The sequence below is a fragment of the Uliginosibacterium sediminicola genome (assembly GCF_039631295.1).
GTDB lineage: Bacteria > Pseudomonadota > Gammaproteobacteria > Burkholderiales > Rhodocyclaceae > Viridibacterium > Viridibacterium sediminicola.
The window spans coordinates 196,245-219,687 of record NZ_JBDIVE010000008.1 but is presented as its reverse complement, the minus strand read 5'-3'; the positions used below and the strand labels follow the sequence as shown (position 1 = coordinate 219,687).

The following is a 23,443-nucleotide window of genomic DNA, read 5'->3' as shown; positions in this document are numbered from 1 at the left end:
ATGGCATGTCTCCGGTAGACTACGAAAAGCAGTACTTCATGAGGCTCGGGACTGTCTAGAAAACCCGGGGCGATTCAGTTCGCTCATGGGATCCTCCAGTAAAAACGGCCGCTCACGCGGCCGTTTTTTATTTGCACAACTCACACAATCAACGCCCCGCCGTCGCCAACCTGTACACCACCGAAATCATGCGATCGACTTCTTCGCAGGTGTTGTAGAAGGCCAACGAGGGGCGCACCGTGGTCTCGACACCGAAGCGGCGCAAGATGGGTTGCGCGCAGTGGTGGCCGGTGCGTACGGCGATGCCTTCGCGGTTGAGTGCCTTGCCGACTTCTTCGGTCGTGTAACCCTTGAGCACAAAGGAGGCGACGCTGGCTTTGTCCGCCGCAGTACCGATCAGGCGGATGCCCGGAATCGTCAACAAGCCCTGCGTGGCATAGGCGAGCAGGTCGTGCTCGTACTTGCCGATGTTGTCGATGCCGATGCGATCCACATAATCGAGTGCTGCGCCAAGGCCGACGGCATCCGCAATGTTGCCGGTGCCGGCTTCGAAGCGGTTGGGCGGTCCCTGGTAGATGGTGCGTTCAAAGGTGACGTCCGCGATCATGTTGCCGCCGCCTTGCCATGGCTGCATGTGTTCGAGGATGTCACGCTTGCCGTACACCACGCCGATGCCGGTCGGGCCGAAGATCTTGTGACCCGAGAAGACGAAGAAGTCCGCCTCGAGCTGCTGCACGTTGACCCGCATATGCGGCACGGATTGCGCGCCATCGACCAGGGCCTTGGCGCCAACGCTGTGTGCGAGGGCGACAATTTCCTTGATCGGCGTGACCGTACCGAGTGCGTTCGACACTTGCGTGACGGCGACGATCTTGGTCTTGTCGTTAAGCAGCTTGCGATACTCTTCGAGCAGGATCTGACCGCTGTCATCCACGGGAATCACGCGCAGCTTGGCACCGACCTGTGCAGCGAGCTGCTGCCAGGGCACGATGTTGGCGTGGTGTTCGAGATTGGAAACGACGATCTCGTCACCGGCGCCGACGTTCTGCACGCCCCAGGTCTTGGCCACCAGGTTGATCGCCTCGGTGGCGCCGCGCACGAGGATGATCTCTTCAGGCGAGGATGCACCGATGAATCGCGTGACCTTGTTGCGCGCGCCCTCGTAGGCATCCGTGGCGCGCGCGGCGAGTTCGTGCGCAGCGCGGTGGATGTTGGAGTTCTCGTGCGCATAAAAGTACGCGAGGCGGTCGATCACGGCCTGCGGCTTGTGCGTGGTGGCGGCGTTGTCGAACCAGACCAGCTGCTTGCCATTCACCCGCTCCTGCAGGATCGGGAAATCGCGGCGCACGGCATTCACGTCGAAGGCCGGGTGAGCGTCCTGCTGACGCGCGGGAGCCTTGCCAGTTTCCGCTTTTCCGTTCCCTCGTGTCAGATCAGTGAAGTAATACCACTGGTCTTTCTTCGCAGGCGCCGATGCAGCCGGCGCCGCTGCTGCAGTGGGTGGCGTACCGACGAGCAGTGCACGCAGCTCGTCTTCACCAGGCAAACCGAAGGAGCGCGCGGTGACACGGTCTTCGCGTGGCACATTCACATCGGGCGACGAAACCGGATAGGCAGACTTCTCACCGAGGAAGTAGTACGGCGAGCTGGGCGGCTGATGACGCACGACTCGCTAGTCGCGCGCAACAGCGACACCATCATCAAAATCTGAAACGGGTGCTGGCATGCAGCCGTACGCGAAATTGCCTGTGCCTGATCCGGTTTGGAGCTAAGGCGCAAAACGCAGAGCCGCTGCAGCGTCCAGATGGGAGACAACGATCTCGTCCCTTTAATCCTTCGCATATGATGCTCGATCCTGCGTACCCGAAGCACCTTATAACTTCACGGGAGAATGCCTTGCGAATCACCGCCTCGCACATCATCAGCTGGGTCGATAAGCACTCAAAAGAAGCACAAGCCAACCTGCCACGCTGGATAAGGCGGCTTTGCTTCGATCCGAATGCAACACGCCAGTTGTCTTTCCCTTCTGGAGACTCGACCTTTATGCCTGGTTGGGATGGCGTCCTGTTCAGCGACCAAGGTAATGCATGGATTCCGAAAGGCGCATCCCGCTGGGAAATAGGATGCGATCAGACAGTCACTAAAAAAGCCAACATAGAGTATCGAAAGCGCACGAAAAGTACATCGGATGAAGAGCGCCACTCCTGCGCATTCGTGTTTGTTTCTCCCAGAAGATGGAAAGGAAAGTGCAAGTGGATTGCCGCCCAAGAAGCGCGAAATGAATGGGCCGAGGTACGCGCCTACGATGCCGATGATCTAGAGCAATGGCTTGAGCAAACACCTGCGGTTGCTTTGCAATTTGGTGAAGAACTAGGGTTGAGCGGGCCGGGCATTGAAAGTCTGTCGCGCTATTGGCAGGCATGGTCGCAGCAATGCGATCCTGCCATCACTGCCGATGCGTTATTTGTTGACCGCATCAAAGTACGAGATGAACTTTCCGCAAAATTATCAGTGGCTCCGCCTTCCTCTTCGTCTCTGACGATTCGGGCAGAAAGTGTGGAAGAGGCTGTCGCCTTTTGCACTGCGACGGCCATGCATCTCAGCAGTATTCAGGACGAAGCAGTCGTTGTGACGGACGAAACAGGTTGGCGTTACGTGAATGCAAATCCGCAGCTCAAACTAGCCATTGCGGCAAACGCAGAGGTGGCGACTCGCCCCGTCTCTCGACCTGACCTTCTTGTTGTCATCCCCCAAGCGACGGGTAACTGGACGGGTAGAACACATCGCGAAGAGCTGACGCTAGAGAGGCCCGGGATCTATGAGTACGAGAAGGCTTTGGTATCAATCGGCGTTGAAGAATCTGACGCCAGACGCCTGGCCTTGAATACGGGACGATCCTGGACTGTCTTTCGGCGGACCAATGCCATCAACCCGGCTATTCGTCACCCGGCATGGCTCGATACGCCTCAAGCGAACTGTCTGACCTTACTGTGTTTGCTCGGAGCATGGAATTCACGCAAAGACGCTGACAAGGCAGTCGTGACGGATTTGGCAAACCGTTCATATGAAGACATTGAACAAGACCTGCACGCGCTCGCAGCAATGGATGACGCCCCATTGTTGAAGATCGGGGATATATGGAAATCGAAATCGCCTCTGGAATTATTGGTACAAATCGGCAACCGCATCACAACCGGGCAACTAGATCGTTTTTTCTCAATAGCGAAAACGATTCTGGAGACGCCAGACCCACAGCTTGATCTTCCAGACGAAGATCGTTGGAAGGCACAGGTTTACGGAAAAACTCACCTCTACTCCGGACTGATGTTCGAGGCAATCTGCGATTCTTTGATCAAGTTGTCCGTGCGTGGCATGGAACTCCCTGCCTTGCAAAACCTCCACATAGACGGCCGTGTGGATCGATTGATTCACGAACTGTTCGATAACGCAGATGAAATTCGCTGGTTGTCTTTGGCAAGCCATCTTCCTGCTTTGGCCGAAGCTGCACCGGACGCTTTTCTGAAAGCGATTGAAAAGAGCCTGCGCCAAGCCAACCCGCCTGTTCTTCGCCTGATTTCCGAGACAGGCAGCACAACCGGATTTGGTGGCCGGTGTTGGCACGCAGGACTTCTTTGGGCTTTGGAAACGCTTGCTTGGGCGCCAAACCGTCTAACCCGCGTCGCCTTGATTCTGGCGCAACTCAGTCACGAACCTGTCAAAGGGAACTGGAGCAACACCCCAGCCTCCAGCCTTTTCGGCCTTTTTCGTTCGTGGCTACCGCGTACCGCGGCAGGCCTACCGGCACGAATCGCAACACTGGACAAATTGATTGCCCATGCCCCTGATGCGGCATTTGATGTCCTCATCGCTCTCGGCTCAGGCGGACCGCAAATGGCAGACTCTGCTGCACAACCGAAATGGCGCGAGGATGACGCGGGGGCAGGCCATGGCGTGACAGTTGAAGAGGAGCAGGCCATGCAGATCGCTGCGCGAGAAAGAATCATCCGACTGAGTCATCACAATGCTTCAAGAATTGCGTCCTTGCTTGAACACAACGTACTGACGCACCAGGACGATATGCCAGAAGTTCTGTCTTTGATGGAACCATTCTCCACCAAGCAAGCGATTGATGAGGATCGTGACTTGCTGCGCAAAGCACTCAGGAAAGTCATCCATTGGCACCGCAACTATGACGATGCGCCGACAGAAGAATTGGATCGATGGTTAAAGCCCATCGAAGAAATGTACGAACGACTCGCCCCGCATGATCTGATTGTTCGCCATCGCTGGCTATTCGGAAACCATTGGCCGGAACTGCCTTGCCATGACCGACTGAACGACTCGAACGCAAAAATAGAACTTGTCACGCGCGCCAGGATTGCCGCACTCAGTGAAATTTTTCGCGCTCAAGGCATGCCCGGAATCGAACACTTGATTGAAACAAGCACTGAACCAGGCTCTATTGGAAATCCATTAGTTCAGGCTGTGGGAAACACCTTTCCATGGTCGCAATGGATTGCAGATTTCGGTGGAGAGTTCCTGCCGATGGAAAAACCTTCTTGGTGCATTTCCAGCCTATTAGGTTCGCCTGGCTTTGCAGATAACAAAGTGCTTTCATCCGTCATTGAGCTGGGCAAAACCAACAGCTGGTCTTCTGAAAAACTCGCACGCCTACTGGTTCTGGCTCCAATTCATACACTGACATGGACACTAGCGCAGGAATGCGGCCCGGAAGTGGAAATGCATTACTGGCAACAGGTACGTCCAGGATACTGGCGTTACGACACAGAAATTGGTCACGTTGTCGAAAGTCTGCTCCAAGCCAAGCGTCCACGTACAGCACTACAGTGCTGTAAATTCAACCTCGATAAAATGTCAGAGGGATTACTCATGGATGCGCTTCAACACTTATTGGCAGGTGAAGAAGCGGATGCAGACATGATCGACTCTTGGCATCTTGATAAAATGCTGCAGCGCTTGGAAACATCAAGCGCGATCAATAGAGCGTCCTTGATTCAGCTTGAGTTCGGTCTATTCCCTGCGCTGAGCTATGGCTACGAAACCAGTGCCAGGGCGCTGTACGAGGGGATCATGTCCACGCCAGAGCTATTCAAGGAAATCATCTGCTTGACGTTCAAACCTGATCATGGCGAACGCGAAGAGCTAACTGAAGCGACTCAAGCTAACGCACATGCAGGATGGAAGATATTGCATGCCTGCAAACGACAACCCGGCACGCAGGACAACGGAAAAATTGATCCTGCTGAATTCGCTCGTTTTATCGAAACTGCACGCAACCTATGCATGACCGTAGATCGAATTGGTTCATGCGACAGGACTCTCGGCCAGATTCTCGCTCATGCCCCTGCCGACGACGATGGTACTTGGCCACTTCTCCCCGCACGCGAAATACTGGACAGAGTCGAGATGGATGAGATGCGAAGCGGGTTTAGCATCGGCACGTTCAACAAACGTGGCATGACGAGCCGCTTGCCTAATGAGGGCGGTGACCAAGAACGCGAACTCGCCGCTTACTACCTAGCTCAAGCTGAGCGCGTACAAAGCACCCATCCGAACGTGGCATTCATGCTAGAAGCGATTGCCAAGCGGTATAGGTACGACGGGGAAAGAGAAGATATCGACGCCAATCTCAGAAAAGAGAGATTCTGACTTCACCAAAGCGTGATGAAAGGACAACCGCACACATATCAGTACGCATCCAGCCCTTGCCAGCCGCCACCAATCGCCTTGATCAGCAAGGCGCTGGCGGTGTAGCGGCGGCCCAGCAGTTGCAGCGCATTGCGTTCGGCACTATTGAGTGCCGACTGTGCGCTGATCACGCTGGTGTAGCTGGTGGTGCCGGCTTTGTATTGGTCGAGCGCCAGGCGTTGCGCCTCGCGCGCGGCGGCTACCGCCTGCTCCTGCACTTGTGCCTCATCGGCGAGTAGACGCAGGGCAACCAGGTTGTCTTCGACTTCCTGAAAAGCGCCGAGCACGCTCTGGCGGTATTGCGCCACCGTTGCGTCGTAGGCGGCGATGGCGTTGCGCGTGCGGGCTTCGCGCAAGCCGCCGTCGAACAGCGTGGCCGCCAGCGAGGCGCCGAGCGACCAGACGCGCGCCGGCACGTCAAACCAGTCGGACACCCGGCTGGCCTGATAGCCCGCGCTGCCGCTCAGGCTCAGCGAGGGGAAGAAGGCTGCTCGCGCCACACCAATCTGCGCATTGGCTGCCGCCACCTTGCGTTCGGCGGCCGCTACATCGGGCCGGCGTTCGAGCAAGCTCGATGGCAGGCTCAGCGGCAGCTCGGGCAAGGGCGCCAATGAAGTCTTGCTGCCCAGCTCAAAGCGCGCCGGCGCCTTGCCGATCAGGATCGCAATGGCATGTTCAAGCTGGGCGCGCGTGACGCCCAGATCGATCAGCGAGGCTTCGGCCGTCTTGAGCTGGGTCTGCGCCTGGGCGACATCCGAACGCGTCACGATGCCGGCAGCGAACTGGTTCTGGGTGATCTGCAGGGCGCGCCGGTAATCCTCCACGGTGCGCGTCTGCAAGGCGATGCTGGCGTCGGTCACGCGCAGCTGGAAGTAGTTCTGCACCAGGCTGGCTTGCGCGCTGAGGCTGGCCGCAGCCAGCGAGGCCGCGCTGGACTGCAGGCTCGCGTCGTTCGACTCCACACTGCGCGCAATGCTGCCCCACAGATCGGGCTCCCAGCTGGCGTCGAGACCCAGCTTGAAGCTGTTGGCCGTCTTGCTGCCGCTATCGCTACGCGAAGCACCCGCCGATGCGCCGAGCGTCGGCGAAAAGCTTGCCCGCGCTGCATCAGCCGTCGCCTGCGCCTGGCGATACTGCGCAAGCGCCAGCTGAACATTCTGGTTGGAGACGTCGAGCTGGGCGACCAGGGCATTGAGCTCGGCATCGCCATACACCTCCCACCATTGGCCACGCGGGAGCGTGTCAGCCGGCTGGGCGCTCTTCCAGCCGCGCGCCTCCTTGAAGTCCGCCGGCAGATCCTGCGCGGGTTTGATGTAGTCGGGCCCGGCAACGCAAGCAGCGAGGACGGGTAGCGCAAGCGCCACCAGCACAGTCAGCAGTGAGCGGCGGAAGACAGAAGAATGCGGCGTGTTCATGCACGATCCTGATTGGTTTGCGGTAGGACCGGCACTGCTGCAGCATGACTGCGCGCAGCGCGCAGCTTGCCGCACCAGAGCGCGAAGCGGTCCAGATAGAGATAGACCACCGGTGTGGTGTAGAGCGTCAGCAGCTGGCTGAGCAGCAGGCCGCCGATGATCGAGATGCCCAGCGGCTGGCGCAGCTCGGCCCCCTCGCCATGACCCAGGGCCAGCGGCAAGGCGCCGAGGATGGCCGACAGCGTGGTCATCAGAATCGGCCGGAAGCGCAGCGAGCAGGCGCGCAGGATCGCCTCGCGCGGCGACAGGCCTTCATTGCGCTCGGCGCTCAGCGCGAAGTCGATCATCATGATCGCGTTCTTCTTGACGATGCCGATCAGCAGCAGGACAGCGATGAAGGCGATGATGCTGAAGTCGGTCTTGAAGACGATCAGCGCCAGCAGCGCGCCGACACCCGCCGACGGCAGGGTGGACAAGATGGTCAGCGGATGCACGTAGCTCTCGTAGAGCACACCGAGCACGATGTACATGGTGATGATGGCGGCGAGGATCAGCAGCGGCAGGCCGGAGAAGGTGGACTTGAAGGCCGCCGCCGAGCCCTGGAAGCTGCCATGCACCGAGGTCGGCACACCGATCTGGCGCATGGCGTTATCGACCGCGCGTGACGCTTCCGAAAGCGACACGCCCTCGGCCAGATTGAAGGAGATGGTCGAGGCGGCAAAGCCGCTCTGGTGATTGACGCCCAGCGAGGTGAAGCTCGGTGCATAGCGCGCAAAGGCCGAGAAGGGAATCTGCTGCCCGCTGCTATTGATCAGGTACATCTTGTCCAGCGCCTCCGGCCCCTGGCGGAAGGGCTCGGCGACCTCCATGACAACGCGGTACTGATTGAGCGGCCGGTAGATGGTCGACACCTGACGCTGGCTGAAGGCATCGGCCAGCGCCGCGTCCACCGCACGTGGCGAGAGCCCGAGACGCGCCGCCGCATCACGGTCGATGGTGATCGAGGTCTGCAGCCCCTTCTCCTGCTGGTCGGTGTTCACATCAGCCAGTTGCGGCAGATTGGAGAAAGCCAGGCGAATCTTCGGCTCCCATTCGCGCAGCGCATCCAGATCATCGCTCTGCAAGGTGTACTGGTATTGCGCATTGCTCTGCCGACCGCCAATGCGGATGTCCTGCACCGATTGCAGATAGAGCCGCGCACCGGGTTCGTGATCGAGCTTGAGGCGCAGGCGGTCGATCACCTGATCCGCGCTCTCCTGGCGCTCCGACAAGGGCTTGAGCGACAGGAACATCGAGCCGCTATTGACGCGCGAACCGCCGGTGAAGCCGGTCACGCTGTCGACGGCCGGGTCCTTGCGGACGATCTCGATGAAGTTGGCCAGCTTCTGCTGCATGGCCTGGAACGAGATCGCCTGGTCGCCCTGCACCGCGCCATTGATGCGGCCGGTGTCCTGCTGCGGAAAGAAGCTCTTGTTGACGATGGAATACAGATAAACATTGAGCCCGACGGTGGCGGCGAGGATCAGCATCATCCAGCGCCCGTGCCGCAAGGCCCAGCCCAGCGAGCGCTCATAGGCGCGCAGGAACAGGCTGAAGAAGCCCTCGCTCGCCGCATGAAAGCGCGCCAGCCAGCCACGGCGCGCCGCGGCCTCGGCCGCCGGTTCGTGGCGGAACAGGCGCGCACACATCATCGGCGTGGTAGTCAGCGAGACCAGCAGCGAGATCAGGATGGCGACCGACAAGGTGATCGCGAATTCGCGGAACAGGCGCCCCAGCACACCACCGAGCAAAAGGATGGGAATGAACACGGCGATCAGTGACAGACTCATCGACAGCACCGTGAAGCCCACCTCGCGCACGCCCAGCAAGGCCGCCTTGAACGGCGCCACACCGCGCTCGACATGGCGGTGGATGTTCTCCATCACGACGATGGCGTCATCAACCACGAAACCGGTAGCAATGGTCAGCGCCATCAAGGTCAGGTTGTTGAGGCTGAAGCCGAACAGATACATCAGCGCAAAGCTGCCGATCAGCGACACCGGCACCACCACCGTGGGAATCAGGGTGGCGCGGCCGCTGCGCAGGAACAGGAAGACGACGAAAATCACCAGCACCACCGAGATCACCAGCGAATGCTCGACCTCGGCAAGCGAAGCGCGGATCGTCGGCGAGCGGTCCATCGCCACAGCCAGTTTCATCGAGGCGGGAATCTGCGCTTCGAGCTGCGGCAAGAGCGCGCGCACGCGATCCACAGTCTGGATGATGTTGGCCCCCGGCTCGCGCGAGAGCACCAGCAGTACCGAGGGCTGCCCATTGGCCGAGCCGGCATTGCGCAGGTCCTGCACCGAGTCGACCACGCTGGCGACATCCGAGAGGTGCACAGCGGCGCCATTGACATAGCGGATCACCAGCGGCTGGTAATCGGCAGCCTTGGTCGCCTGATCATTGGCAAGGATCTGCCAATGCCGATCATCCTGTTCGAGGAAGCCCTTGGGACGATTGACATTGGTATTGCTGATCGCCGTGCGCACATCTTCGAGCGAAATGCCGTAGCGCGAGAGCTGATCGGGATTGAGTTCGACGCGCACGGCTGGCAGCGAGGCACCACTGACGCCGACATCGCCAATGCCTTCGACCTGCAACAGGCTTTGCGCGAGGAAGGTGGCGGCCACGTCGTACATCTGCCCGCGCGTCATGCTCTCCGAGGTCAGGGCGAGAATCATGATCGGCGCATCGGCCGGATTCACCTTGCGATAAGTCGGGTTGCGCGGCATCGCCGGCAACATGCCACGCGAAGCATTGATCGCCGCCTGCACGTCGCGCGCCGCGCCATTGATGTCGCGGTCCAGATCGAACTGCAAGGTGATGCGCGTACTGCCCAGCGCACTCGTCGAGGTGATTTCATTGACGCCAGCAATCCGCCCCAGCGCACGCTCCAGCGGCGTTGCAACGGTCGCCGCCATGGTCTCGGGCGAAGCGCCGGAGAGCGAAGCGCTCACCGAGATGGTCGGGTAATCCACCTGCGGCAACGGCGCCACCGGCAACAGCCGGAACGCCGCTGCACCGGCCAGTGCGATGGCGATGCTCAGCAGCGTCGTCGCCACCGGGCGATGGATGCACAGACCAAAGAAACTCATGGCGCCGACTCAAGTGCAGGCTGCACAGTGGCCTTGCGACGCCAGCGGGTCAGGCGGTCGAAGGCCAGATAGATCACCGGCGTTGTGAACAAGGTCAGTACCTGGCTGACCAGCAAACCGCCAACCATGGTGACGCCCAGCGGATGACGCAGTTCCGAACCCATGCCGCTACCGAGCATCAGCGGCAAGGCGCCCAGCAAGGCCGCCAGCGTGGTCATCAGGATCGGCCGGAAGCGCAGCAGGCAAGCCTGATAGATTGCCTCGCGCGGACTCAAGCCCGGCACGCCAGCGCTACCCCGCTCGGCTTCCAGCGCAAAGTCGATCATCATGATCGCGTTTTTCTTGACGATGCCGATCAGCAGGATGATGCCGATGATCGCAATCACGTTCAGCTCCGAGCCGACCAGCTTGAGCGCCAGCAAGGCGCCCACGCCGGCCGAGGGCAGCGTGGACAGAATCGTCACCGGGTGGATGTAGCTCTCGTAGAGCACGCCAAGCACGATGTACATGGTGACGATGGCGGCGAGGATCAGCCACAGCTCATTGGAGAGCGACGCCTGGAAGGCCAGCGCCGCGCCCTGGAAGCCGGTCTTCACCGCCAGCGGCACACCGATTTCGTCCTTCGCGGCCTCAATCGCCTGGACCGCATCGCCCAGCGAAGCGCCGGGCGCCAGATTGAAGGAGATGGTGCCGGCCGGGAATTGCGCGATGTGGTTGATCACCAATAAGCTGTTCTGCTCGACGATACGGGCCACACTGGTCAGCGGCACCACCGAGCCCCCCGCAGGCACATACAGTTCCTTCAGCGCCTCGGGACCATTCTGAAATTGCGGTGACACCTCCAGCACCACGCGGTACTGGTTGGACTGCGTGAAGATGGTCGACACCAGGCGCTGGCCGAAAGCGCTGTAGAGCACGTTGTCGATGCCCGCTGCCGTCACATTGAGCCGCGCCGCCGCCTGGCGGTCGATCTCGATATAGGTCTGCAAGCCCTTGTCCTGATAGTCGCTGGCCACATCCGCCAGCTGTGGCACATGCTGCAGGCGCTCGGTGAGCTTGGGCATCCACTCACCGAGCACGGCCGGGTCATTGGTCTGCAAGGTGTATTGGTATTGCGTGCGGCTGACCCGGTCTTCGATGCTCAGATCCTGCACCGGCTGCAGATAGAGCTTGATGCCCGGCACGCCTGCAACCGCCTCCTGCAAGCGCTTGGCAATGGCGGGCGCGCGCGCCGAGCGTTGCTCCAGCGGCTTGAGGTTGATCAGCATGCGGCCGTTGTTGAGCGCGGCATTGGTGCCATCGGTGCCGATGAACGAGGTGATGCTCTCGACATCGGCATCCTTGAGGATGATGTCGGCCAAAGCCTGCTGGCGCTCGGCCATGGCGGCGAACGAGGTCGATTGCGTGGCATCGGAAATGCCCTGGATGACGCCGGTATCCTGAATCGGGAAAAAGCCCTTGGGCACCCACAGGTAGAGCACTGCCGTCAGCACCAGGGTCGCCAAGGCGACCAGCAGGGTCAGCGCCTGGCGATCGAGCACCCAGCGCAGCATGCGGCCGTAGGCTGCAATCACCGCATCGAAGAAACGCCCGCTGGCGTGGTAGAAACGGCTCTGCTTGTTCTCCGGCACATGGCGCAGCAGGCGCGCACACATCATCGGCGTAAGCGTCAGCGAGACCACGGCCGAGATCAGGATGGACACCGCGAGCGTGATCGCAAACTCGCGGAACAGACGGCCGACCACGTCGCCCATGAACAGCAGCGGAATCAGCACGGCAATCAGCGAGATGGTCAGCGAGATGATGGTGAAGCCGATCTGCTTGGCGCCCTTGAGCGCAGCCTGCATCGGTGACTCGCCATCCTCGATGTAGCGCGAGACGTTTTCGATCATCACGATGGCGTCATCGACGACGAAGCCGGTGGCAATCGTCAGCGCCATCAGGGTCAGATTGTTCACCGAGAAGCCGGCCAGATACATCACACCGAAGGTGCCGACCAGAGACAGCGGCACCGCCACCGCCGGAATGATGGTGGCCGGCACATTGCGCAGGAACAGGAAGATCACCAACACCACCAGACACACTGCTATCGCCAGTTCTATGCCCACATCTTCAATCGAGGCGCGGATGGTGACCGTACGATCCGTCAGCAAGCGGACCTCCACCGCGCCGGGCAAGCTGGCCTGCAACTGCGGCAGCATGGCCTTGATGCGGTCGACCGTATCGATGACATTGGCGCCCGGCTGGCGCTGGATGTTGAGCACGATGGCCGGCGTGCGATCAGCCCAGGCGGCAAGCTTGGCGTTCTCGGCGCCATCGACGATCTGTGCGACATCGCCCAGGCGGATCGCCGCACCGTTCTTCCAGGCCAGCACCAGATTGCGGTACTCGTCGATGGTTTTCAGCTGGTCATTGGCGTCAATCGAAGATGAGCGCAGCGGACCATCAAAATTGCCCTTGGCCTGCTTGGTATTGGCATTGGTGATGACGGTGCGGATATCGTCCTGATCCAGGCCGAGCGAGGCCAGCGCACGCGGATTGACCTGGATGCGCACTGCCGGCCTTTGCCCGCCGGAGATGCTGACCAGACCCACACCGGGAATCTGCGAGATTTTCTGCGCCACACGCGTCTCGACCAGATCCTCGATGCGCGGCAGCGGCATGCTGTTCGAGCTGATCGCCAGGGTCATGATTGGCGCATCGGCCGGATTGACCTTGCTGTAGATCGGCGGATTGGGCAGGTCACTGGGCAACAGGTTGGAGCCGGCATTGATCGCCGCCTGCACCTCCTGCTCGGCAATGTCCAGACTCAGGTCCAGCGAGAAGCGCAGCGTGATCACCGAGGCGCCCGCCGAGTTCTGCGAGGACATCTGGTCGAGCCCCGGCATCTGGCCGAACTGCCGCTCCAGCGGCGCGGTGATCGAGGAGGTGATCACGTCGGGACTGGCGCCCGGATAAAGCGTCACCACCTGGATCGTCGGGTAATCGACCTCGGGCAAAGCCGAAACCGGCAGCACCCGTAAAGCCACCAGACCCGCGAGCAGGATGGCCAGCATCAGCAGCGAGGTCGCCACCGGCCGCAGGATGAAGATTCGCGAAGGACTCATGAAAGCTTTACTCAGTCCGCCGCTGCATCGGGCCGACGACGCGGCCGCTCAGCATTGCCACCCTCGCCACGCGGCCCGCTCTGCGGGCCCAAGCCCATGGCTTCGCGGCGCGCACGCCATTCGGCACGCTGCGCTTCGCTCAGATTGGCCCAGTCGGGACGCGCGCCAGCATTGGCGCGACGCTCATCGCCAGGCCCCCTGCCCGGACCAGGCGCGGCAGCAGACAAGCCGGCGGGCGCCGCTTCAGCGCCCTCACGGCGCGGAGCACGCGGCCTGCTCTCAGCCTCGCCCGCTGCAGCGGGGCCACTTGCAGCGTCGTCACGGCGGCCAGCATTACGCCGTCCCGCGCCACGCGGCTTCTCCTTGAGCAAGGCGGCCGGATTGGCCACTTCGACCTTGGCGCCTTCGCGCAACTGGTCGATGCCATCGGTCACCACCGCTTCATCACCACGCAAGCCGTCGATGATCTCGATGCCTGTGCCATCGACCACGCCGGTCTTGACCACGCGCTGGGTGACACTGTTGTCCGCCTTGACCACATAGACAAAGCTACCGGCCCGACCACGCTGAATTGCCGCTGCCGGCGCGATCACCACATCGCGGTGGGTGTCTGCCAGCAGGCGCACATTGACGAACTGGTTGGGGAACAGGCTGCCATCTTCATTGCTGAACACCGCCTTGAGCTTGACCGTGCCCGTGCTCAGGTCGATCTGGTTGTCGAGGGCGGCGACGCGACCACGCGCCAGCATGTGTTTCTGCTCGCGGTCCCAGGCTTCGACGCGCAGGCTCTCACCCTTGTCCTTGGCTTGCAGCACCGTCGGCAGCTGCGATTCAGGCAAGGTGAAACTCACATTGATCGGCTGCACCTGGTTGATTAGCACGATGCCGGCGCTATCCGAGGTATGCACCATGTTGCCGGCATCCACCTGGCGCAAACCGAGCAGGCCACTCACCGGTGCGACAACACGGGTGTAACTGAGCTGCAGCTTGGCACTATCGACCTGCGCCTGATCGGTCCGCACCACCGCTTCGTACTGCTTGACCAGCGCATCACTGGTATCGACCTGCTGGCGCGAGATGGAGTCCTTGGCCAGCAGATCCTGATAACGCGCCAGATCGCGGCGAGCGTTCAGGAGCTGGGCCTGATCCTTGGCCAGCTGGCCTTCAGCCTGCGCCAGCTCAACCTGCAGAGGCTTGGGGTCGAGCTCGGCCAGCAGCTGACCGGCGCGCACCACCTGCCCTTCCTTGAATGCCAGGCGATCAAGCCGGCCATCGACGCGAGTGCGCACCACGACCGAACTGCTCGGCGTCACCGTGCCGAGGCTGGCGAAATAGACGCGCACATCACCGCGTGTCACGGCGCCAACCTGTACCGGCGTCGGGCGTCGTGGCGGGCGCTGCCCGCCGCGCTGTGCGGCATCGGGCTTGCTGGCGGCGGCCCCACCCGGAGCCTGCCAACGTGACCACGCGAACCAGGCGCCGGCGCCGAGCGCCAGAATCAGAAGCGTCGCCAGCACACCGCGACGCAGACGTTTTGTAGAAGATTTTGGCGAGACAGCGCCTGCGCTGTCGGGAGAGGTGGGTGGATTCATGGCTTCGTTCAGAGAGGTGGATCCCGGCACAGCGCGCAAGTCGAACGACGACATCGTATCGAGTCGCGTGAAACAACGAATTGCTTGTTTGTAAGCGATTGTTATACACGCAAAGGACCATGCATACGTCGTAATGTGCAGACGGCTGAAGGGAAACACACACAGCGGAAGGTGTTCAAGGGCAAAGCGGAATGGAGGACGCAGGAATGAAAGGCGGCACAGCCTAGGGCAAGGGGTAGCACGCACCAACAAAGCAAATCGTCTGAGCTTATATACAGATGCTCAGTGATTGAGGCCCTCGTCTTCGCTCTGTGGCTGGGTAGTTCGCAGCGGGCTGGCAGACAAGCCCGGATTCGCCGCCGCGCTGGCCGACTCCGGTGGCAGCACACGATAGCCGTGGGCAAGCAGCAAGGCGATGGCGCGCTCGATGCGGCCACCGCGGCGCAGGGAATGGGTATGAAGGGTGTCCGAACCAGGCGCATTGCGCAGTTCCAGGCCTTGCGCATGCAGCCAGTCGAGAATGGTCTGCAGGCTCTTGCTGCCCAGCCCTGGGGTGCGGATCAGGATCTGGTAATCAATGCCTGCCACATCGTCGGCCGAAAAATGCCGGCGCTCCAGTACGGCGCGCAAGGCATTGATCTGCCGCGTGGAGAGTTCATGGGCCACGATTCAGCCCCGGCACGCGCACATGCTCAATGCAGCGCCACACTCTGCAGCGCCTGCAGTTTGTCACGCACTTCCACCAGTGAGTGGCGTGCATAGATGACCGGCACGCCCAGCTTCTGCGCCTGCTTGCGTACATTATTGAGCAACTGGTGGCTGAGGCGATCACAGATCATCACGATCACACGCGTATCCCCCGGCACCTGGCGACGCGAATCGCCGACGTGACGGCCGGACCAATGCAAGCAACGCTGGATACCCAGGGTCTCACTGTGGCGTTCCAGTTCCTGACGGATCGGTTCGATGCGATCAGCGCCTACAATCAATGCATTCATCATCACTCCCCTGATGTGGTGTGAGTGCAAGACTAGATCGCATGAGCAGGGCGGCAAACGAATAAATGCATACGCGCTTATACGGAGACGCGGCATAAGCAAGTCACGATTTCTTCTTTCCGTTCAGGCTGGGCAGCTCATAGAGTGGCGCCAATACAAGCCCCGCCAGACATGCCGCCTTGCACGGCAGCACGTCCGTCCATCCTCCAGAGAACAAGGAAACCCATCATGAGCATTCAAGCCATCAATGTGCGCAACCAGTTTCGTGGTGTCGTCAAGGAAATCATCCGCGGCGATGTCGTCAGCGAAATCGATGTGCAAACCGCTTCCGGCATCGTCACCTCGGTGATCACCACACGTTCTGTTGACGATCTAGGTCTGAAAATCGGCAGCGAAGTCGTCGCCCTGGTCAAATCGACCGAGGTGTCCATCGCCACACTCTGAGACCATACTGCATCAGGTCTCAGCGGAGAATCACATGTCCACCATCCTGATTGTGCCCGGGCTTGGTAATAGCGGCCCGCAACACTGGCAAAGCTGGTTCGAGCAAAAGCTCGAAGGCTGCGTGCGGGTCGAACAGGAGGACTGGGACGAGCCCTACCTGCCGCGCTGGGCCGGTGCCGTGCGCCATGAACTGGCGCGCGCCAACGGTCCGGTGTGGATCGTCGCGCACAGCTTCGGCTGCCTGGCCGCCGTCCACGCCGCCACCGAGTACCGTGACCGCATCGCCGGCGCCATGCTGGTCGCACCGGCCGACCCGGACAAATTCAATGTCAGCGCGCTACTGCCCGAGGGGCCACTGGGTTTTCCCAGCGTCGTCGTCGCCAGCACCAATGATCCCTGGGTGCGCATGCTCAAAGCCGGCTTTCTGGCCGAGCAATGGGAGAGCCGCCTGATCAATATCGGCGCCAAAGGGCACATCAATGCCGAATCCGGCTTCGGTCCCTGGATCGACGGTCTGGAGATTTTCTCTGCCCTGCGCGCGGCCAATGCCGGCCTGCCGCTGGGCCGCTTCGAAGGCCGCGCCAAGCATCTGCCTCGCCCCGGCGCAGCCTCGCGTCAGGGCCGCAGCGAGGTTTAGAACTGATGCCCGAGAGTGGCCACCACGCCTTGCTCACGCCAGGCGTTCTTGCCGGCGTAAGTAGTCAGCGCATTCACGCCTGCTGACCACGCCGGCAGGAAGCGCCAGGTGAGCCCGGCCTGCGCCTTGTGATAGTAATAAGGCGCGGTAAAAGCGCCCTGCCCCGTACCATCGGAATAGACGCTGAAGGACTGCAGGGTGATCAGCCATTGCGGGCTGGGTTTCAGCCCCAGGGTCAGGTCGACGCGATGCTCGTCGGGCGGCGAACCGCTGCGGATGCGCCAGGCCAGTTCGATATTGGCAAAGGCCGGCCAGCTGCCGAACTGCAGGTTGCGGCCATACAGCGCACGCAGATCGTATTCATGGTCGGTATTGCCCAGCTCCGCCGCATTGTCCGAGTCCCGCGCCCCGGCCGCACGCAAAACACCTTGCAACGAGAAGACGTTGGCGTCATCGATATACACGCGCTGACGCAGGCCCAGTTCCGAATAGCCCATGCCGTTGTAGCTGCCACCCGCACTGCCACCGGCACGCGTACGCATGTAGGTCGGCGCAACGATGACGGTGGTCGTATCGCTCATGCCATGTTCCAGACGCAGCTGGAATTCCTTCTTGCTGTAGCGCTCGCCCTTGATGATCTTGTGATCGGCGTCGAAATAATGCTCGCTGGAGCTGATCGTGCTGCTCAGCAAGGTGTCTGTCATGCCGGCCGACAAGGTCCAGGCGCCGGCCCAGGCCGAAGTACCGGGTAACAGCAAGGCCAGGCACAGCGGTAGATGCCGCATCTCAAGGCGCAGTCGTGATTGATGGATTGCGTTCATAGACTCTCCAGCCATACGTCTCATATTCAAGGTGATAGCCCGGCATGCCGTGCAGATAAAACTCTGGGAAGCGCTGATTGAGTTGGTCCTCGCCGGCCGCGCTGAGCGGGTCCGGCAGCACCACAAACCGCGCCTGTGGCGCCTGCCCCAGCAGCAAAACACTGAAGGCCTCGTCGCCAGGCACGATCAGCCCGCGTGCGCCGCCGCGCGCGGCGAGCAGCGCCGGGTGCGCCTGCGCATCGAGCAAAATGTCCGTATGCTGCGCCAGCCATTTGCCCAGCGCAATGCTGGCGCTCTCCGCTGGCGGAATACCGCGCCCCAGACCCGCATCGCGCCAACGCGCCGCCTCGCCCGTACCAAGCTGCAGCAAACCGAGCCCCGCCAGCAACAGGCTGGCGAGCAATACCGCCAGCGCAGCGGAGAATGCTAGCCGCGACAGCGGCCAGTCGCGCAGCAGCGCCAGCAGCACACCCATGCAAGGCGCCAGGGCGATCAAGGCCTCGCCCAGACCGGGCGACCAGGCTTGCTGGCTGGCCTGGATGCACAGCTGCAAAGCGGCCGCCAACACGCACATCAGGATCAGAAGCAAGACTGCGCGGCGAGCATGAGCAGGCGGCCGCCGCAGAATCAGCCAGGCGCTCGGCAGCACACCCAGCGCCAGACCCAGCGCCAGGGACCCGGCCCCGCCATGGGTATGGCTGGCGCTCAAGGCCGCTGGCTGCAGCGGCGGATGCTGCAAGGCAGCCGCCAGAAAACTGGCCGGCGCCTCGTCGAACATGCCCACCACGTAGACAAAGCTGAGGATCGAAAAGAGCAGCGGAAACAGCAAGACCAACAAGGAATTGAAAACCGAGCGCGCCAGCAGTGCCTGCGGCAAGACCAGCACCAGAAAGGGCAAAGCCACCAGAGCGAACAGCTGTCCAAAGGGATGCACGAACACCAGACAGACCAGGGACAGCGCCAGACTCATCAAGTCACTGACCCGGCCATGGCGATGGCTGGCGCAGAAAGCCGCAGCAAACCAGTAGAGCGCGCCCAGCAGCAGGATCGCGCTGATGCCGGCACTCAGCAGGTAGAGGAACAGCGGATTGATGAGCACCAGCAAGACCGCCAGCGCGCTGGCCATGCCCGACCAACCTGCACGCAACAGCTGCGCACGCCACAGCGCCAGCAGGCCAGCACTCAGCATGCTCGCCAGCAACAAGGGCGTTGGCAGCGAACTGAGCCAGTGCAGCGGCACGCCAAGCAGTACATTGAGCAGGAAGGCCAGCGGCGGATAGCTGCTGAGAAATTCGCGATAGCTGCCATGACCCGCGGCGTAGCGCATCACCGTGGCCCATTCCTGCAAGACTGCGCTGGACAGATAGCCCTGCCCGCTCCACCAGGCATTGGCCAGCAGGAGCAGGAGCAGCGCCGCCAGCCAGGTACTGGCATGGCGCAGCAAGGCATTCATTGATTGCCCTCTTGCATGGCCGCCTTGGCCTTGGCCAGCTCGGCCGCCGTGTGGGTGGACAGGCCATGCTGGGTCTTTTCCCAGTAGAACGGTTTGTACACCAGTTGCCACAAGGCTTTGTAGGCCGCCACCGACATCAGCCCCCAATAGGCGAAGATGCTCAGGCTGTACGGCACCAGGTCCACCCAGCGCCGGCGCAGCGGCGCCAGCATGCTCAGATAGACAAAGGCACCATTGCCGGCGAGCAGGTTGAAGAGGCTCAGATAGCCCAGCAGCGGCGGGAAAAAGCGCTCGAAGCCGCTGGCATGGGAGAGCGTCCATAACAGCAGCATCAACCAGTACAGCGGATTGAGCAGAGCCGAGAGCACCGTGCCGCCGACGAAGAAGGTGAAGCCCAGGGCGCCGCCGATGCCGGTGGCGCGCACCAGATGGATCGGCCGCCGGGTGTGCACCAGGAAGGTCACCATATAGCCCTTGATCCAGCGCGAGCGCTGACGGATCCAGTTGCCAATGGCGACATTGGCCTCTTCGTAGGTGGTCGAATCGATCACGCCGACGCGATAGCCCTTTTGCGTGAGGCGGATGCCCAGATCGGCATCTTCCGTGACGTTGAACGGGTCCCAGCCATTGAGTTCGCGCAGCACATCGAGGCGGAAATGATTCGAGGTGCCACCCAGGGGAATCGGCACCTTGAGGCGCTCCAGACCGGGCAGCAGCAGATCGAAGAGCAACGAGTAATCCAGCGTGAACATCCGCGTCAGCCAGTTCTCATGCGCGTTGTAGTAATTCAGCCGGCACTGGATGCAGGCGGTATTGGCAGGCGAGCGCTGGAAAGCGGCAACCACCTTGCGCAGCTGGTCGGGCTCGGGCTTGTCCTCGGCGTCGTAGATCACCAGATACTCGCCGCGCGCAAAGCGCATCGCGTAATTACAGGCCTTGGGCTTGGTTTGCGGATGCGAGGGCGGCACGCGCAGGATCTCGAAAATCCCCTCCAGCCCCAGCGCCTGGGCGGCCTGGATGGTTTCGTGGTCGCCCGCTTCGAGGACCAGCTTGATGTCGAGCTTGGAACGCGGGTACTGCAGATTGCGCAGCGCGTGGGTGAGGATGGGCAGCACCTCGGGCTCGCGGAACATTGGCACCAGTACGGTGACCACCGGCAGATCCTCGTCACGCAGCGCCTGCGCCGCGCGGCTGAGCTGGTCGCCCTCGGCATCCTGCGCCTGCTCGCTATGCCAGACCAGTAGCCCCTTGAAGATGAAATTGCCCAGATACCACAGGCCCATGATGGTATTGGCAGCAATCAGCGTGGCCACCGGCGAGACAATCAGGCCCAGCGCCAGCAGCGAGAGCAGCGCGTAAATGAAGATCAGCTGTTCCGGCGTGATGATCTGCTTGGCCGACATCAGCGGATCGCGCTCGCTCAGGCTGTGCACCGCGTCGTGCGACTGGATGCGGTCAAAGCTGCGCTGGATGGTCCAGATGATGTCGAACTTCGAGGTGATGACGATCTCGACATCCAGCCCCCATTTGCGGGCGATGAAGGCGGTGGTCTCCTCGCCCGGCGCTGCGGTCGCCACAATCAGTACGCCATCCGCGCGCTTGCGCCAGGGGATCAGCAGCTGGGCCATGTACTGCGGCGCGTCCTCGGCGTGCAGCAAGGCCGCATCGGGCGGCTCGGCGAGCAGATCGACGAAGGGCGCGCCAAGGTGTGCCGCGAGGGTGCGGAACAAGTCCAGCGACTTGGTCCAGCCCATGGCGATCACCACCTCGCCGAAACGCACCCGCCAGCTGCGCGACAGATCGAGCGCGCGCGCCTGCTGCGCCGGCGTGATCAGCCCGCGCTCAAGCAGCACGTCGCCCAGGCGCGGTGCGTTGGCAGCCGGCGTGCCGGCGCTCAGGCTCAGTCGCTCAGGCTTGGTCATGCGGCTGCTTGCGCGCGTACATGCGCCGCAGTGCCATCAGCACCACCAGGGTCAGCAGCAACCAGGCAGCGACCACCAGCCAGGCGCGATAGCGCTCCAGCCAGTCCAGCCAGGAATGCGCTTCCGGATAGCGCACCTCGATCAGGCGCTCGCGCTCGGTCGATAGCGCGGTCGCCACGCCGCCCTGATTGATGAAGGCGACATTGCCACGGTCCAGATCAATCGCCTCGGGCTGCGGCCAGTCCGCGGACGCCCCCGACGCATGCAGCCAGACACCGGCGGCCTGCCCCGAAACGCTGATCACCTGGGCCAGCAAGCTGCTCTGCCCGGGTTCGAGTTTGAACAGCTCGCGTCCCTCGCGGGTGGCCAGCAGCACCTTGCCCTGATCAAGGCGCAGCGGCGGCGTATTGCGCGAGAAATCAAAATCGCCCCAGGCAATGAAGGCCGCCGGCAATTTGTCGATCTGCGCAGCACTGACTCGCTTGACCTGCAAAGGCGCTGCGGCGGAGGACAGCTGGGCCGCCGCCAGCCCGATACTGCGCAGCGCCTGTGCCTGGCTGGCGAGCGGCAAGCTGTCACGCAGATAAACAGTCAGCTGCTCGCTGGCATGCGGGGCCAGGCTGAAAAAGTCGGCATCCGGCGTCGCCGATTCGCTCAGCTGCAAACTACTCGATCCGAGCACCTGGGCCGGATATGCTGGCGACAGCTCGCGGCAATCGCCGCCCGTGGGCTGGCGTTGCAGGACCACGCGCAATTCATTGTCCAGACCGATCAGGCCACGCGGAATGCTGGCGTGAATGTGGGTGATGCCCTCGCGCGCCGCAATCCGCCCATCCAGATAACGGCCATTGAGGAAGACATTGGCCACCGCAGGCTGTGCATGCCCGTCGGCCCCCATTCCGATGTCCAGATCCAGCGCCACCGGCCAGCGACCGGCCGGCAGATCGCGCGCATTGATGCGTACACTCCAGCTCTGTTGCTCGGCGACATCGAGCACCGGCGAGGCAATGCCCAGCTGATCGAAGCTGATGCGCTCGCCCTGCAGCGCGCTGCGCTGGTTGTGCACAACCGTGAAAGCCCGTCCCTCGCCCGCCCCCGCCCAGCGCGCCGCCAGGAAGTTCGTCGCCAATTGCGGATCACTGCCAGAGAGCAGGAGCCCCGGTCCATCCGCAAACAGCCAGCTGCTGACGTTCGCCGGTGCCGTAGCCGGCAAGGCCGCCGTGCTCTGCAGGCTGCGCAGATCGGCCGCATTGGCCACCGCCACCACGCCGCGCCGCCAGCTGCCCGATGTTGCAGCGGGCTTGGCGAAGAGCTGCGCCAGCGGCAGAACCTCAATCTGCTGGCCGCGCTGGCGGAAGAGGCGGATCGCAGCGATCACCGCCGCCGACTCGGCCTCGCTGAGCACGCGCTCGGGCATGCCGATCGCCACCCGCGACGGCATCAAGGCCAGCACGTTCTGCACCTGGCTGAGGCTCTCTTTCGCCACGTTCAGCTGCAGCGAGCTGTCCGGCAAGATGCGCAGCGAATCATTGGCACGCCGTGCGTCGAAGCAGCGCTGATCGCCGAGCAAGCCCGAATAGCGAACGCTGAGCTTGACGAAATCTCCGCGCAGATCCTCCGCCCGCAAGGCGACGCTGATGCGCTGTGCATCACTGCCGGCCAGCAGTTTGCGCGAGGCCACCACACGTTCGCCGACCAGCACCAGCAGACTGCGCTGGCCTGCCAGCGGCGTCGCCGCCTCGTAGGCGAGATTGAGCGTTGCACCGGTGTAACGGGCCGCACGGGCAATCGGGAAATAGAAAGTCTGCGTGCCGCCCAGCGCGCCCAGCTCGGCGCCTTCGGCAAAGCCCAGATCGGCGATTTTCAGCTCGCGCTCAAAGCCTGCGTCCGGCAGTTGCAGCTTGAACGCCGGGCGCGCCGTGCTGGGCGTGGGCGCATCGAGTGAGGCCGCGAGGGTATAGAGAGGATTGGCGGCAAAAGCCAGCTTTGCGCTGAACAGCGCACTGACGACGAGCAGCAGGCCGAGAACTTTGCGCCCGGAAAACCTCACTTCGAACATTCGTATGACCACGCACGCAATCTGGCTGAGCCAGGCATTGTGGCAAAACAAGCGCCTCCTCTTTGTTACTATTTGTCAAAAACAACAAAAACAATATAAACGCAAATCAGCGAATGCGTGAAATGGTATAAAAAAAGGCAGGCAGCCCT

The 23,443-nt window shown here is 61.9% G+C and carries 14 protein-coding genes; 3 read left to right on the top strand and 11 right to left on the bottom strand.

The window, feature by feature from the left end; genetic code table 11:
• Window positions 1-148: 148 nt before the first annotated feature.
• Window positions 149-1,666: a family 2A encapsulin nanocompartment cargo protein cysteine desulfurase gene (locus ABDB84_RS14990; protein WP_345920556.1), complete on the bottom strand. Its 1,518-nt coding sequence runs from the start codon at window positions 1,664-1,666 to the stop codon at window positions 149-151.
• A gap of 230 nt (window positions 1,667-1,896) precedes the next feature.
• Between ABDB84_RS14990 and ABDB84_RS14985 the strand changes: the two genes are divergently transcribed.
• Complete coding sequence (locus tag ABDB84_RS14985; protein WP_345920555.1) at window positions 1,897-5,670, top strand: hypothetical protein; 3,774 nt, start codon at window positions 1,897-1,899, stop codon at window positions 5,668-5,670.
• A gap of 38 nt (window positions 5,671-5,708) precedes the next feature.
• On the opposite strand, the gene ABDB84_RS14980 is transcribed toward ABDB84_RS14985, so the two are convergent.
• The 6 genes from ABDB84_RS14980 to ABDB84_RS14955 all read right to left on the bottom strand — a co-directional run bounded on the left by ABDB84_RS14980 (window position 5,709) and on the right by ABDB84_RS14955 (window position 15,961).
• Window positions 5,709-7,124, bottom strand: coding sequence for an efflux transporter outer membrane subunit (locus ABDB84_RS14980; protein ID WP_345920554.1), 1,416 nt, complete (start codon window positions 7,122-7,124; stop codon window positions 5,709-5,711).
• Window positions 7,121-10,261, bottom strand: a complete 3,141-nt coding sequence (locus ABDB84_RS14975; protein WP_345920553.1) for a multidrug efflux RND transporter permease subunit — start codon at window positions 10,259-10,261, stop codon at window positions 7,121-7,123. Before ABDB84_RS14975 ends, ABDB84_RS14980 begins: the two co-directional genes overlap by 4 nt.
• Window positions 10,258-13,368 (bottom strand): MdtB/MuxB family multidrug efflux RND transporter permease subunit, encoded by a 3,111-nt coding sequence (locus tag ABDB84_RS14970; protein WP_345920552.1) that lies wholly within the window; start codon window positions 13,366-13,368, stop codon window positions 10,258-10,260. The genes ABDB84_RS14975 and ABDB84_RS14970 overlap by 4 nt, the downstream gene beginning before the upstream one ends.
• 11 nt (window positions 13,369-13,379) lie before the next feature.
• Window positions 13,380-14,960, bottom strand: a complete 1,581-nt coding sequence (locus tag ABDB84_RS14965; RefSeq protein WP_345920551.1) for an MdtA/MuxA family multidrug efflux RND transporter periplasmic adaptor subunit — start codon at window positions 14,958-14,960, stop codon at window positions 13,380-13,382.
• Between the two features lie 282 nt (window positions 14,961-15,242).
• Window positions 15,243-15,626 (bottom strand): hypothetical protein, encoded by a 384-nt coding sequence (locus ABDB84_RS14960; protein ID WP_345920550.1) that lies wholly within the window; start codon window positions 15,624-15,626, stop codon window positions 15,243-15,245.
• 26 nt (window positions 15,627-15,652) lie between these two features.
• Entirely contained in the window at window positions 15,653-15,961 is a 309-nt protein-coding gene (locus ABDB84_RS14955) for a DUF2325 domain-containing protein (RefSeq protein WP_345920549.1), read from the bottom strand.
• A 225-nt stretch (window positions 15,962-16,186) separates the two neighbouring features.
• Here ABDB84_RS14955 and ABDB84_RS14950 point away from each other — a divergent pair, with 225 nt between their 5' ends.
• Together ABDB84_RS14950 and ABDB84_RS14945 are read left to right on the top strand one after the other, a co-directional pair.
• Entirely contained in the window at window positions 16,187-16,402 is a 216-nt protein-coding gene (locus ABDB84_RS14950) for a TOBE domain-containing protein (protein WP_345920548.1), read from the top strand.
• Between the two features lie 34 nt (window positions 16,403-16,436).
• The gene (locus ABDB84_RS14945; RefSeq protein ID WP_345920547.1) at window positions 16,437-17,039 is read left to right on the top strand and encodes an RBBP9/YdeN family alpha/beta hydrolase; all 603 of its coding nucleotides are present in this window, start codon (window positions 16,437-16,439) and stop codon (window positions 17,037-17,039) included.
• Here ABDB84_RS14945 and ABDB84_RS14940 read toward each other — a convergent pair.
• From ABDB84_RS14940 to ABDB84_RS14925, 4 genes are read right to left on the bottom strand one after another with little or no spacing between them, the layout of a single operon-like run.
• Window positions 17,036-17,860 carry a hypothetical protein gene (locus ABDB84_RS14940; protein ID WP_345920546.1) on the bottom strand — a complete coding sequence of 275 codons (825 nt, stop codon included), beginning with the start codon at window positions 17,858-17,860 and terminating at the stop codon, window positions 17,036-17,038. The two genes, ABDB84_RS14945 and ABDB84_RS14940, sit on opposite strands and share 4 nt — an antisense overlap.
• Window positions 17,826-19,313 carry a hypothetical protein gene (locus ABDB84_RS14935; protein WP_345920545.1) on the bottom strand — a complete coding sequence of 496 codons (1,488 nt, stop codon included), beginning with the start codon at window positions 19,311-19,313 and terminating at the stop codon, window positions 17,826-17,828. The genes ABDB84_RS14940 and ABDB84_RS14935 overlap by 35 nt, the downstream gene beginning before the upstream one ends.
• Entirely contained in the window at window positions 19,310-21,235 is a 1,926-nt protein-coding gene (locus tag ABDB84_RS14930) for a glycosyltransferase family 2 protein (RefSeq protein WP_345920544.1), read from the bottom strand. The genes ABDB84_RS14935 and ABDB84_RS14930 overlap by 4 nt, the downstream gene beginning before the upstream one ends.
• On the bottom strand, window positions 21,222-23,294 hold the full coding sequence (locus ABDB84_RS14925; protein ID WP_345920543.1) for a cellulose biosynthesis cyclic di-GMP-binding regulatory protein BcsB: 2,073 nt from the start codon (window positions 23,292-23,294) through the stop codon (window positions 21,222-21,224). Before ABDB84_RS14925 ends, ABDB84_RS14930 begins: the two co-directional genes overlap by 14 nt.
• Window positions 23,295-23,443 lie beyond the last annotated feature (149 nt).

Bases quoted from the DNA above. Each gene is read 5' to 3' on its own strand.
- ABDB84_RS14980 (WP_345920554.1), bottom strand. From the start codon at position 7,124: ATGAACACGCCGCATTCTTCTGTCTTCCGCCGCTCACTGCTGACTGTG.
- ABDB84_RS14975 (WP_345920553.1), bottom strand. From the start codon at position 10,261: ATGAGTTTCTTTGGTCTGTGCATCCATCGCCCGGTGGCGACGACGCTG.
- ABDB84_RS14970 (WP_345920552.1), bottom strand. From the start codon at position 13,368: ATGAGTCCTTCGCGAATCTTCATCCTGCGGCCGGTGGCGACCTCGCTG.
- ABDB84_RS14965 (WP_345920551.1), bottom strand. From the start codon at position 14,960: ATGAATCCACCCACCTCTCCCGACAGCGCAGGCGCTGTCTCGCCAAAA.
- ABDB84_RS14955 (WP_345920549.1), bottom strand. From the start codon at position 15,961: ATGATGAATGCATTGATTGTAGGCGCTGATCGCATCGAACCGATCCGT.
- ABDB84_RS14950 (WP_345920548.1), top strand. From the start codon at position 16,187: ATGAGCATTCAAGCCATCAATGTGCGCAACCAGTTTCGTGGTGTCGTC.
- ABDB84_RS14945 (WP_345920547.1), top strand. From the start codon at position 16,437: ATGTCCACCATCCTGATTGTGCCCGGGCTTGGTAATAGCGGCCCGCAA.
- ABDB84_RS14940 (WP_345920546.1), bottom strand. From the start codon at position 17,860: ATGAACGCAATCCATCAATCACGACTGCGCCTTGAGATGCGGCATCTA.
- ABDB84_RS14935 (WP_345920545.1), bottom strand. From the start codon at position 19,313: ATGAATGCCTTGCTGCGCCATGCCAGTACCTGGCTGGCGGCGCTGCTC.
- ABDB84_RS14930 (WP_345920544.1), bottom strand. From the start codon at position 21,235: ATGACCAAGCCTGAGCGACTGAGCCTGAGCGCCGGCACGCCGGCTGCC.
- ABDB84_RS14925 (WP_345920543.1), bottom strand. From the start codon at position 23,294: ATGTTCGAAGTGAGGTTTTCCGGGCGCAAAGTTCTCGGCCTGCTGCTC.